The 13,039-nt window shown below is 61.0% G+C and carries 8 protein-coding genes; 4 read left to right on the top strand and 4 right to left on the bottom strand.

Going from position 1 to position 13,039, the window contains the following annotated elements:
* Positions 1-23: 23 nt before the first annotated feature.
* Positions 24-3,218 carry a TonB-dependent receptor gene (locus QEH57_RS19295; RefSeq protein WP_309008421.1) on the bottom strand — a complete coding sequence of 1,065 codons (3,195 nt, stop codon included), beginning with the start codon at positions 3,216-3,218 and terminating at the stop codon, positions 24-26.
* A gap of 189 nt (positions 3,219-3,407) precedes the next feature.
* Between QEH57_RS19295 and QEH57_RS19290 the strand changes: the two genes are divergently transcribed.
* Entirely contained in the window at positions 3,408-5,174 is a 1,767-nt protein-coding gene (locus tag QEH57_RS19290) for a hypothetical protein (protein WP_309008420.1), read from the top strand.
* A 22-nt stretch (positions 5,175-5,196) separates the two neighbouring features.
* Here QEH57_RS19290 and QEH57_RS19285 read toward each other — a convergent pair whose 3' ends face one another.
* From QEH57_RS19285 to QEH57_RS19275, 3 genes are all read right to left on the bottom strand, one after another.
* Positions 5,197-6,645: a YdiU family protein gene (locus QEH57_RS19285; RefSeq protein ID WP_309008419.1), complete on the bottom strand. Its 1,449-nt coding sequence runs from the start codon at positions 6,643-6,645 to the stop codon at positions 5,197-5,199.
* Positions 6,646-6,802: 157 nt separating this feature from the next.
* On the bottom strand, positions 6,803-7,258 hold the full coding sequence (locus QEH57_RS19280) for an ankyrin repeat domain-containing protein (RefSeq protein ID WP_309008418.1): 456 nt from the start codon (positions 7,256-7,258) through the stop codon (positions 6,803-6,805).
* Positions 7,246-8,730, bottom strand: coding sequence for a catalase (locus QEH57_RS19275; protein ID WP_309008417.1), 1,485 nt, complete (start codon positions 8,728-8,730; stop codon positions 7,246-7,248). The genes QEH57_RS19280 and QEH57_RS19275 overlap by 13 nt, the downstream gene beginning before the upstream one ends.
* Positions 8,731-8,775: 45 nt before the next feature.
* Between QEH57_RS19275 and QEH57_RS19270 the strand changes: the two genes are divergently transcribed.
* The 3 genes from QEH57_RS19270 to QEH57_RS19260 all read left to right on the top strand — a co-directional run bounded on the left by QEH57_RS19270 (position 8,776) and on the right by QEH57_RS19260 (position 13,009).
* A complete protein-coding gene (locus QEH57_RS19270; protein ID WP_309008416.1) occupies positions 8,776-9,693 on the top strand; it encodes a LysR substrate-binding domain-containing protein in 918 nt (305 codons plus the stop codon).
* A 28-nt stretch (positions 9,694-9,721) separates the two neighbouring features.
* Positions 9,722-12,382: a hypothetical protein gene (locus tag QEH57_RS19265; RefSeq protein WP_309008415.1), complete on the top strand. Its 2,661-nt coding sequence runs from the start codon at positions 9,722-9,724 to the stop codon at positions 12,380-12,382.
* A gap of 84 nt (positions 12,383-12,466) precedes the next feature.
* Positions 12,467-13,009, top strand: coding sequence for a hypothetical protein (locus QEH57_RS19260; RefSeq protein WP_309008414.1), 543 nt, complete (start codon positions 12,467-12,469; stop codon positions 13,007-13,009).
* The last annotated feature ends 30 nt before the right edge of the window (positions 13,010-13,039 follow it).

Raw genomic sequence — 13,039 nt, 5'->3', positions numbered from 1 at the left:
ATATTGGGTTCCGAAATTCGAAACTAGTAGTTCATTTTCACGCCGAGCGTGTAGATTGGGTTGGCATAGCGCACAGAAGTCACGCGGGACTCGTCTCCGCGGTACTGGATAAGCGGTTCGTTCGTCAGGTTCGTCCCTTCGAAGAAAAGGTTCAGCCCTTCGCGCAGTTGGTAGCGGGCGATCAGGTCAACCCGCTCGCTCTCGCCGACGTAGGTGTCCAAGGCGTTGGCCGGCTCGTCGAGCAAGGCGAGCTCGTCGATAGTGCCGCCGCCGCGAACGCTGTTCAGGTAGGCCCCGCGACGATTGTAGCTGGCCCGCACGAAAAAGCGGTCGCTCTCGTAAGAGAGCGAGAAGTTCATCGTCTCGTCGGGCTGGCGGAAAAGCGGAACTTCCTCGCCCAAGCGCTCGTAGGTGACCAGCTCCACGCTGGAGTCGAAGCTCGCGTAGTTCACGTCCACCGCCAAGTTCTCGAGGAATCCGGGCAACATGTTGAGGCTACGGTTGAAGGAGAGCTCAAAGCCGCTCAGCTCGCCCTCGCCTCCGTTCACGTGACGGGTGAAGGTATAGGGCGAAACGTTTCTTCCGGTACTGTTGTAGATCTCCGCATAATAGGCGGTCTCGTCGTTCGGGCCCACGTCGTCGCGGCGTTCAGCATAGATCGGTCCGTCGAGCTCCTTCTCGAAAACGCCGATCGAAGCCGTGCCCAGGGGCTCGAAGTAGTACTCGACCGAGAAGTCGTAGTTTCGCGACTCCCAAGGGCGAAGCTCGAAGTTCGGCAGCTCCATCACGTTGGTGAACAGGGCTCCGCTGATCCCCGGAACCTCGCGCGGCACGAGGTCCGTAAAGGTCGGCCGGGAAATCGTTTCCGTGACCGAGGCCCTGATCACCAAGGAATCGTTCACGTCGTAGCGAGCGTGCAAGGCGGGAAGCCAGTAGTCGTACTCGCGCTCGGTGTTGACGACCTTCGAATAAACCGACTCGTCAAGGAAGCGCCAGTAGGCGGGCGATATGAATTGGCCGTCGGCCGTTCGGGTCGTGATCGCGAGGTTCTCGAAGCTGTTCTCCGTGTTCTCGTAGCGAACCCCGGCTATGATCTGCAGGTCGCCGCGACGTACGGTCTGCATGAAGTAGCCGCCCATGATGTCCTCGGTGGCGACGTAGTCCGTGGTGACCGAAGCCGTGAAGTTCGAGTTGATCTCGCTCGGCAATTGGCTGAACTCCGCCCCGAAACTCGACGGATCGCGCAGGAACGCCAAGGTGCTGTCCACATCGAAGGTCGGACCGTAGAGGAACTCTTCCCCGAAATTATCCACGAAGCTGTCGCTCTCCCCTCCGTAGAAAACGTCGTCGGAAAGACGTATCCGATTCAGCGGATACAATACGTCATCGAAAGCGCCGAGCGGGCTACTGTAGTTGTTATTGTTCACTTGGTAGCTCTTGTCGCGGAAGTCGAAGGCCCCGCCGATTTCCGTTTCCATGCGGAAACCGAGGAAGTCGTAGTCCGTCGAAGCCTTCACTTCGAAGCCGTCGCGCTTATCCTCGCTGTCCGCCAAGTTATGGTACGGGCCTGCCGCCGTGTCTTCGGAGATCTGGAAGAGCGTCGCGTCGTAGAAGGCACCTTCGGAGAGGGACTCGATCAGAGGACGATTGGCGTCGCCGCCGGAAATCGATTCCACCTGTACGCCCGAGCCCGCCAGCACGATGCCCCGCGAGACTCGGTTTTGCTCCGCATCCGACTGGTAATACTTCCAATCCAGGTCGATGCTCTCGAAGAAGCGATGCTCTCCCCCGACCTGGAAGGTAAAGATCTTGTCTTCCGTGAGGACGTTGCGGAACTCGTTCGAAACCGTTCCTCCCCAGCGGGAGGACGTGTACTGCTTGAGCTCGGGATCGTAAACGATGTCGCCGAGCTGAATCGCTTCCGCATAAGTGAGCGAACCCTGGGTCGGGTCAATCGTGTTGATGCGATCCGCATTGAAAGGATCGCTCAAGTCCAAGCCAAGCTGCTCCGCGATCTCCGGCGTCAAACGACGCGTGCCCGCGTAGGTGTTGCTGTCGCCGGTCCGGGCTCCGCGACCGGATTCGCGATTGGTCTCTTCGTCGTCGAACTCGTTATGGGAGAAAGACAAGTAAAGCTCGTGCTCTTCCGCCAAGCCGAGCTCCACCCGACCGCTGAAGCCCTTGCGCGCCCTCACGATCTTGAAGTCGTTGAAGTTGGTTTCGTTCAAAACGTATCCAAGAATCGGATCGCCCTGCAAGAGCGGCGCCGGGGACGGATCCCACGCTGCGGACAAAGTCTCCGTCGCGCGCTGGTCTTCCGAAAGGTTCACAGAAAACTGCACGCCTAGCAACTTGTTGCCAAGAAAGCCCAAGTCGGAATCGTCCAGCACATCGCCGAAGGTCAGGTTAAAGCGGTGGCTGGCGTCGTCCGCCAAGTCGTATTGCGTGTAGGCCGCCTCGACCGAACCGAAGCGGCGGCCTCGGTCCAAGGCGCTGCGGGTGATCAGGTTTACTGTACCGCCAATCACTCCTCCCTTTTGATTCGGTAACCATGTCTTGGATACTTCGAGTCGCTCCAATTGGTCCACCGTCACGATATTCAAACCGGTTTGGCGGCCGTTCTCTTCCGGAGTCGCAACTTCGATCCCGTCCAGCATGATATTGCTCAATTGCGGGTCCGCGCCACGAACGATCACGAACTTGCCCTCGCCCTGGCTGTCTTGCACCGTGACACCCGGAACGCGCTGCAGGGCTTCCGCCGCGTTGCGGTCCACGAACTGCCCGAGCGCGTCGGATGAAACCGCGTTCACCAAGTTCTGCGAGGACTTCTGGATGTTCTGGGCCTTGGCCTCCCCGATCATCGAACCCTTAACAGTGAAGCCCTCCAGCTCCACTACGTCCACGCGAAGCAGGAAGTTCGCCACGGCGACGTCGCTCCCATCGCCCACGCTCACCTTCAAGGTCTGCTGCGGGTAGCCCTGGGCCTTCATGACCAGCGTATAGGCGCCCTCGGGGATATCCGAGAGAACGTATCGTCCGCCTCGCTCTGAATAGACGGAGGCGCCCGTTTCCTGAATCGTTACGCTAGCCCCCTCGATATAGAGAGACTGGCTGTCGTCTCGGACGTGACCTTCAATCGTCGCCGCCTGCCCGTTCGCTCCGAGCAGCGCAAGAGCGCTGGCGCCCGCTAGGGTCCTTAGTTGTGTTGGTAAGTTCATGCTTGTTTAGGCTCCTTGTTCAAAAAACTAGAAGCCGCCAACGTTCCCCAATCGCCAAGGCCTGACGAGAAACGATCGCCACAACACGTTGCAGACACGAACTTGTCACAAAGGGCGCAAACCCGTATCAGTATTCCAATTACATTCTTGTTGAAATCGGGAGACAAGGTCCAAACCTAGCCCCCTTCTATGCGACCGAACCTTCATCCTTCCACGCGCCGCCTTTTGCTCCTGCCGCTGCTCCTGCTCGCAACCCTCACGCAGCTCAACGCCCAAACCAGCTCCCCAGTCTGGTACCGCTCCAACGATCCCGACGCCGCCCCCTTTACCAGCGGAACCATCAGCCCGGCCGGAAACGGATACGCCCTTTCCGCGTCGGCCTCCTTCCAACGCTCGGCCAGCTCAAGCGAGCTTACCCGCTCCCTCGCCAGCCTAGACGCAGCCGGAACCCCGCTGTGGTCGCTCGCCTCCCGCGAGGAAGAGCTAAGCCTCCAGGCCGACCCAGCCAGCCCCACGCACGCCTTCGCCTATCGCTTCGGAGACCAACACCTAGAGCTCGCCCGCATCCACGGCCCCACTGCCAGCCCCGCGTATTCCCTCCGCTACGCCCTCGACGCTTCCGCCACGGAGCGGTCCATCGCCTTCCTTTCCACTTCCCGCGTTGCCGTCCTGCAAAACCGCGACAGCCAGCTAAAGCTAGCAGTCTTCGACGCCAACGGTACGCTCGTATTCGAAAACCGATACAGTTCCGCCGGCTTCCTTCCTAGCTCCGCCAACGACGGAGCCACCCAATCCCTCCGCCTTCACAGCATAGAAGGCAGCGATCAACTCTACCTTACCGTCCTCAAATCTCAGCCGAACCAGAGCAAGCCGACATACAATAACACCGTCTTCGCTCTGCGCATCGGCGCCCAAGGACAACGCATCGGGGCGAGCTCCTTCGCCATCGAAACCGTAAGCCGCACCCTAGACCGCTCCAGCGTGGTCGGCGAACAGCTCCTCATCGCCCTCCCGGACACTACCGTCGGCATCCCGGGCCAGCCCTTCAGCAGCGTACCCTCCACACATCTCGTCCTGCTCAGCCCCAGCGGCGCACTGGCATTCGCCCAAACCCTCGAAGGCTTTTCCTACAGCGGCTCGCCCGTCTTCAGAGACGGTGACTCGCTGCTCGTCGCCGGCTCCAGCCCGAACTCCAGCGGCCTCTTCGCCACCGACGCTGCCCTCGCAAAACTATCCGCCACCAACGGCACTCTAGAACTGCAAGCGGGCTTCGACCTTCTCGCTAGCGAACGCCTCCAGCTCGTCAGCCTCGACGGACAAAACCGTTACGCCACCCTCGAGTCCGACGATCCCGAGCACGCGACCAGCATCTTCTTCAGCCTAAACGCCTCCCTGCAAGCCACAGCCGTCAAGACCGCTCCCCTCGCCTCGCTCTATGGCGACGCCCAAAGGGCACCGCGCCTCTGCGCCTACCTTCCTTCCAAAGCCGCCATCGGCTCCATTCCGCTCGACTCCGACCTGAACGCCACGAACAGCAGCGACATCGCTTTGCTCGACTTCCCTTACAGCGTAGTCGACCCACAAATACGGAGCGCCGCCCTTAGTCTCTCCCTGCTCGACTTGAGCGTGGACATCCAAGTCGCCACACCAACGCTCGCCAACGCCTCCTTCGAGCTCGTCACCCACCAGATCGAACACCACCGCGGAACGCCTCACAGCCTGGCGTCCCCCATCTCCCTCGCGTTCAGAATCCAAGGCAATGGCACCGCCCAGCTGTCATTTCTTTCCGAATACGGAGTCGAATACCAACTGCAAAGCGGCGACTCCCCCTCCGGAAACTTCCTCACTTCGCAAAACCTCGTCGGCACCGGCGAAGCGGCGAGCTTCACTCCAACCCTTTCTAGCCAAGCTCCTCAGTTCTTCCGCGTTTTCAAGGTTACGGGCAGCACGCCCTAACGGCCCTCGCGGATCGAGGTGCCTAGGTTCCGCAAAAGGTTTGGTGCACCACTTCTTCGGGCTTCGGCAGAGTCTCCAGGTCAGCGTAAGCTGCCACCTCCGCATAAGGCTGGGCATAGGCCGCTAGCAAACGCTCGAAGACCGAATAGTCGCCCGCATACGCTGCTTGGATGGCCTGCTCCACCCGGTGGTTGCGCGGGATCAGCACCGGGTTCGCACTCTGCATGGCAACGAGCTCGCTCTCGGACCTTTCCACCGCGCTCCATTTCGCGAACCAGTCCTCGAAGGCTGCCGCATCCGAGAACAAGGACGCCAGGGGATCGCGATCCCCTCCTTTTGCGACCTGCGTCAAGCGACGAAAGAAAAGGGTGAAATCGACCTCCTGGGCAGCGAGCAGCTGCAAGGTTTGTTGTATCATATCGTCGGATACATCTCCAACGAGCCCGAGCTTCGCTCGCAAGCGCCGCAGGTAATGACCACGAAACAGGTCCGGAAACTCCGCTAAGGCGGCTTCGGCCTTCTCACCCGCTTCCGCTGGTTCGTCAGCGATCAAGGGCAGCAAGGCCTCCGCCAGTCGCGACAGGTTCCATAAGGCAATATTGCCCTGGTTCCCCCAAGCGTAACGGGCATTGCGATCGATCGAACTAAATACGCACTCCGGATGGAACGCTTCCATGAAGGCGCAGGGGCCGAAGTCGATCGTCTCCCCCGAAACCGCCATGTTGTCCGTATTCATTACGCCATGGATGAAACCGAGCGACATCCAATGCGTCACCAAATCCGCTTGCCGCCCGAACGCTCCCTTCAATAGAGCCAGGTAGCGCTCCTTTGCCTGCAAAGCCTCCGGATAGTGGCGCTCGATCACGTAGTCCGCCAGGCGACGGATCGACTCCACCTCGCCCCGCGCCTGAAAGTACTGGAAGGTCCCCACCCGCACATGGCTGGAAGCCACCCGAGTAAACACGCCGCCAGCCACGTCGCCTTCCTGCCTGAACACCCGCTCCCCGGTAGCCACCGCCGCAAGCGCGCGGGTCGTGGGAACCCCCAGGGCCGCCATGGCCTCGCTCACGATATACTCGCGGATCACCGGCCCCAGCGCCGACCTGCCGTCGCCCGCCCGCGAAAACGCGGTACGGCCCGAGCCCTTTAGCTGCAAGTCGAAGCGCCGCCCCGAGCGCGAAACCACCTCGCCCAGCAAGATCGCCCTTCCGTCGCCAAGCTGCGGCACGAAGTGGCCGAACTGGTGTCCGGCGTAGGCCTGGGCCAGCGGCTCCGAGCCCTCCGCCACCGCGTTGCCAGCCAACACGGCCAAACCCTCGCTCGACTCCAGCCAATCCGCGTCGATTCCCAACTCCTCCGCCAGAGAGCGGTTCACGCGAATCAACTCCGGATTCTCCACCGGCACCGGATCCTGCCGCTGGTAGAATTGCTCCGGAAGTTGGGAATAGGTATTGTCGAACGGAATCTTCATAGGCCTTAACCAAAGGACGAACGAAGCCCGCCCTCTGTCGAATAGAAAAGCGGAAGCCTCCCACCGAAGGCAAAAAAAGGGAAGCTGAGCCCTCGCCCAGCTTCCCGAAGTTAAAGCAATCGCTCGCGCCGCTTGCAGCGAGGTTCCACTGGTGCCCTCAAGCCTTCGGCGTCCACATCTTGGCCTCGTGGAGCTTGAGGAGGCGACGCATCTTGAAGCGACCAAACATAGTGGCGAATAGCAGCGGAGCCTTGCCGCCCCCATTGTCCGCATTCACGTCCGCGCCGTATTCAAGAAGCAACTTCGCGAGCTCGCAATCCCCCTTGAAGGCGACTCCGCCCAGCGGCGTTTGCCCGCGATCGTTACGCTGCTCGGTATCCGCCCCGCGTTCCAGCAAGGCCCGCGTCGTCTCCAGCTGGCCATTGTAGCTGGCCAACATCAAGAGCGTGTTCCCCTTTTCGTCGCTCAGGTTCACCGGCAAGCCCGCGTCGAGCATAGATACGAGTGTATCCACTTCTCCCTGACGAGCAAAGTCGAGAGCCTGAACCTGCAGCTCCTCGTAGCGCTGCAGCTCCTGCACGGAAACCTCCGGAGCGACGCTTACGCTGGACATACACCCTCCTCCTTCGGCGAAAACGCTACGCCCAACGCCTCGGACACTCCGGCAGCGTAGGCCGGATCGCACTTGTGGAAGTGGTTCAGCTGCCGATCGACAATCTCCGCCGGCACCCCGGCCATCGCCTCCGCGATGTTCTGATGCAAGCGAGCCCTCTGCTCGTCGTTGAAGAGTCGATACAAGTTGCCCGGCTGCGTATAATCGTCGTTGCCTTCCCGATGGTTGTAGCGGTCCGCATCTCCGGAGATCCGCAGCGCGGGCTCCTTCACCGATGGATCTTCCTGGGCGGAACCGGCCACCGTGTTCGGCTCGTAGTAGGCGTCGGGATTGCCAAAGTCGTTGCTGAAAAAGCGCATGGCCCCATCTTTGTGGTAGTGGTTGATCGGCGACTTGGGACGGTTTACCGGCAACGCTTCGTAATGCGTACCGAGACGGTAGCGATGCGCGTCCGCATAGGAGAAGACGCGAGCCTGCAACATCTTGTCCGGCGAGAAGCCGATACCAGGAACGACGTTGGAAGGCGAATACGCCGCCATTTCGATATCGGTGAAGTAATTGTCCGCGTTGCGGTTGAGCTCGAGCTCTCCCACCTCGATCAACGGGTACTCGCCATGCGGCCAGACCTTGGTTAAGTCGAAGGGGTTGTAGCTCGTCTTCTCCGCGTCGCGCTCGGGCATGACCTGCACGAACATCGTCCACTTCGGAAACTCGCCCTTCTCGATCGCCCCGAAGAGCTCCTCCTGGTAGCTCTCCCGACTCCGGCCAATCACTTCCGTCGCTTCGGCATTGGTGTAGTGACGATGCCCTTGCTGCGTCTTGAAATGGAACTTCACCCAGAACCGCTCGCCCGCGGCATTCCAAAAGCTGTAGGTGTGCGAACCGTAGCCGTTCATGTACATCGGGGCCACCGGAATGCCGCGATCGCTCATCAGGATCGTCACCTGATGCAAGCTTTCCGGCGAAAGCGACCAGAAGTCCCACATGGCCTTGCCGGAGCGCAAGTTGGTTCGCGGGTGACGCTTCTGGGTGTGGATGAAGTCAGGAAACTTGTACGGGTCCCGCACGAAGAAAACCGGCGTGTTGTTCCCGACCACGTCCCAGTTGCCCTCTTCCGTGTAGAACTTCAAGGAGAAGCCACGCACGTCGCGCTCCGCATCCGCTGCACCCAGCTCGCCCGCAACCGTAGAGAAACGGGAAACCAACTCCGTCTTCTTACCCACCTCGGAAAAGACCTTGGCGCAGGTGTACCGGGAAATGTCGTGCGTCACCGTAAAGCTGCCGAACGCTCCCCAGCCCTTGGCATGCACCACCCGCTCGGGGATGCGCTCGCGATTCTGGTGAGCCAGCTTCTCGATCAGCTGGTAGTCCTGCAAAAGCAAGGGCCCGCGCGGTCCGGCGCTCAGCGAATTCTGGTTGTCGGCGATGGGATTGCCTGCGGAAGTTGTCAGTCTAGAGGTCTTGTGATTCATATCTGCGGCCGATACTAACATAGATTTTCCCATAGACATAATCGAATGAATCAATCATCTTCATCGACATTTTCTATGGAGTTTACCCAGCTAAAGTGTTTCATCGCCGTCGCCCGCGAACAAAGCTTCACCCGGGCGGCCAAAGCCTGCCACCTCAGCCAGCCGTCCCTCAGCTACCAAATCTCGAAGCTGGAGGAGGAGCTCGGCGAATCCCTCTTCATCCGCAAGCCTAAGGGCGTCGAACTGAGCGATTCGGGAAAGCTGCTCCTCGACGGCGCCCATCGGCTCCTGGAGGAACAAGAGAAGATAGTATCCACTTTTCGGATGCGCGAAGAGCTGATGGCGGGGGACATCCGCTTCGGAATCATCCCGACCATGGCTCCCTACCTCCTGCCGCCCCTTCTCGGCGACTTCCGGGCGGACCACCCCCAGGTTCGCCTGCTGGCCCGCGAATCCCGAACCTCCCAGCTGCTCAAGGAAGTGGTCGAGGGAGACCTGGAATTCGCCGTCGTCAGCGACGTGGCGCCAGCCTTGCTCAAACGCTACTCCCTACACCTGAGCAAGCTCTTCGACGAACCCCTTCTGCTCGCCGTACCCAACGCCCACCCCGCCTGCTCCCTCTCCGAACTCACCACCAAGTCCATCTCCGAGGACGAACTCATCCTGCTCAGCGAAGGCAATTGCCTGCGCGACCAGACCGTAAGGCTCTGCCAGCGCAGCGACCGCTCCAGTTCCCTCGAGTGCGAGCAACTCCCCACCCAGCTCTCCATGGTTGCGGCTGGCCTAGGAGTCGCTATCGTTCCGGAAATGGCCGTCTCCAACCACCCGAACAACGCCCTCTCCTTCCTCCGCTTCAAGCACCCCGCCCCCAAGCGCATGATCGGCCTGCTCAAGAAGCGCGGCGGCAAGCTCAGTCCCGCTGCCGCCGAATTCCTCAAGCGACTCAAGAAACAATCCGCCTAAACAACTTAACAAACGTATTCAAATTACCATGATCGGCGAAAGCGAAAAGCAACGTCTCGCAGAGGACGCAACACGAGAGAAAAACTGGAAACGCTGGGGCCCCTACCTTTCGGAACGGCAATGGGGCACCGTCCGGGAAGACTACTCCGCCGACGGCCAGGCCTGGCGACACTTCCCCTTCGAGCACGCCCACCTCCGCGCCTACCGCTGGGGCGAGGACGGCATCTCGGGATTCTGCGACCGGCAGGGCCGCCTCTGCCTCGCCCCCGCCTTCTGGAACGGCAAGGACCCGCTCATCAAGGAACGCCTCTTCGGCCTCAACGGAGAACAAGGCAACCACGGGGAAGACTGCAAGGAGCGCTACTACTACCTCGACTCCACCCCGACCCACACGTATTCGAAAGCCCTATACAAGTACCCGCAAACGGAGTTCCCCTACGAGCAACTCAGACAGGAAAACGCCAAGCGCGGACTGCAGGACCCGGAATTCGAGCTGGCCGATACCGACGCCTTCCGCGACGACCGCTACTTCGACATCCAAATCGAATACGCCAAGGCCGGCCCCAACGACGTCCTCCTGCGCCTGACCGTCACCAACCGCGGACCGGAGACCGCCGCCATCACCGCCCTGCCCAAGCTCTGGTTTCGCAACACCTGGATCTGGGGCTGCGAACACGAAGGCTGCTCCCTCAAGCCCAAGATGATCTTCACCAGTCCCAGCAGCCTGGAACTCAACCGCGAAGGGCTAGGGCGCTTCCGCTTCGCTGCCGGACCCGCCTCCGACGGCACCGAGCCCACCATCGGCCTCGCCGAAAACGAAACCGCTTCCAAGGTCCTGTATGGCGAAGACAACTACACCCCCTACACCAAAGACTCCTTCCATCGCTGGATCGTCGAAAAGCAAGCGGACGCCGTGATGCTCGGCCAAGGCCAAGGCACCCTTGCCATGGCCCGCTACGATCTGGAAATCCCCGCCGGCCAAGCCGTCACCATCCCCGTACGCCTCCACTCCGAGGACGAAACGCCGACCCAGCTCTTCGGCACCGACTTCGAAAACGCATTCGCCACCGCCCAAAGCCAAGCCGACCGCTTCTGGGACGAAACCCTGACCGCCGCCGCCGATCCCGAAGAACGCGCCACCCAACGGGCCGCCTACGCAGGCCTGCTCTGGACCAAGCAGTTCTACCACTACTCCGTGCACGACTGGCTCAAAGGCGACAGCGACGTCGCCCACGCCCCGCCCGCCCGCAAGCAGGGCCGCAACCACAACTGGGAACACCTTTTCAACAAAGACATCCTCTCCATGCCGGACAAGTGGGAGTACCCCTGGTACGCCGCCTGGGACACCGCGTTCCACATGCTGCCCTTCTCCGACTTCGACCCCGACTTCGCCAAGCAGCAGCTCCTGCTCTTCCTGCGCGAGTGGTACATGCACCCCAACGGCCAACTGCCCGCCTACGAATGGGCCCTCGACGACGTCAACCCGCCCACTCACGCCTGGGCCTGCTGGGAAGTCTACCTGCACGGAAAAGCGAAGGGCCAGCCGGACCTCGACTTCCTCAAACGGGCCTTCTCCAAGCTGCTCATCAACTTCACCTGGTGGGTCAACCGCAAGGACCCGGAAGGACGCAACCTCTTCGGCGGCGGCTTCCTCGGCCTCGACAACATCGGGCTCTTCGACCGCTCCAAGCCCCTGCCCGGAGGCGCCGTCCTCAACCAAGCCGACGGCACCGCCTGGATGGCCTTCTACTGTTCCAAGATGCTCTCCATCGCCATGGAGCTGGCCCACTGCGACAAGACCTACTCCGACCTAGCCTCCAAGTTCTTCGAGCACTTCATGAGCATTTGCGAAGCCGCCAACCACCTCACCCACGGCGGGCTCTGGGACGACGAGGACGGCTTCTACTACGACGAGATCGAACACCCCGACGGCAGCCGCACCACCCTGCGGGTACGCTCCCTCGTAGGCCTGCTCCCCCTCATCGCCTCCCTCTCCATCCCCCAGGAAACCCTCGACGAGCTGCCGGGCTTCCGCAAGCGCATGGACTGGTACCTCAACAACCGCAAGGACATCACCCGCTTCGTCGAAGCCCTCCCCAGCTCCAGCATCGGGCAAACACGCCTGCTGGCCCTGCCCAACCGGGAACGCCTCACCCGCCTGCTCGGCTACGTCTTCGACGAAAACGAGTTCCTCTCCCCCTACGGCATCCGCTCCCTCTCCCGCGTCTACGAAAAGCAACCCTACACCGTAGCCGTGAACGGCGAACAACTGGAACTCCGCTACTGTCCCGGCGATTCGGATACACACCTCTTCGGAGGCAACTCCAATTGGCGCGGCCCCATCTGGCTGCCCGTCAACTACCTGCTCGTCGAAGCCCTCGACCGCTACCACAAAGCCTACGGCGACTCCTTCGAGATCGAATACCCCACCGGATCCGGCCAGTATCGATCGCTTGAATACTGCGCCCAGGACATCCGCAAACGCCTCGTCCTGCTCTTCAAAAAAAACGGGGACGGGCGACGCCCCTTCCAAGGCCCGCAGCTCCACGCCCTCGACAACGACGAGCCGCAGCTCTTCTACGAGTTCTTCAACCCCGAAACAGGAAAAGGCCACGGAGCCAGCCACCAGACCGGCTGGACCGCCCTCGTCGCGAACCTCATCCGAGAGCTCCACCGCGAGGCGCCCTAGCAAGTTGGCACGCGTCTAGCAAGTAACTGGGAGAAACGAAAACGGGCCCCGCTCGCGGGCCCGGAACCCTAACCCAGAAATACCATGAAAAACAGCATAGACGACAAGACGACATTCCGCTCCAAGGTAGCAAAGCGCTGCGTCGCCCTAGCTACCGGACTCACCCTGCTCACCTCCGCCCTCGCCACGCCCGAGGAAGGCGAGCCCATAGCCCAACAGGAGCTACAAGTTTACTTCGACGATCTCGAAGGCGCCGCCCTCGTCGAGATGAGCAACGCCCGCGACGACCTATTGCACAATGCATTTGCCGACGCTGCAGACCGCAAGGAGTGGATCGACGACTACGAAATCGAATACAACGTGCTCCCCGACGAAGAGGACAGCGGATACTTGATCTTCCGCGTCATCGACTGGGAACGCTCCCGCACCAACTTCTACAGCTTCAGCGCCAAGGCTGAATACGTCGACAACGACGGCGTCACCCACGACCTCGGCGTCGTTCGCGGACAAAACTCCGGCATCACCGTCACCACGCCCCGCGACGCTGGAGAAATGTTCTCCGATGTCGCCGAGACCGCCATCAAACGGGCCCTCGAAACCTTGGAGGAAAAGCTAGAGCTCTCCTAACGCGTAACCAAACTATTGGTACAAAAAGGC

This window comes from Pelagicoccus sp. SDUM812005 (assembly GCF_031127875.1).
Taxonomy (GTDB): Bacteria; Verrucomicrobiota; Verrucomicrobiia; order Opitutales; family Opitutaceae; genus Pelagicoccus.
This window is presented reverse-complemented; position numbering and strand designations above follow the sequence as displayed.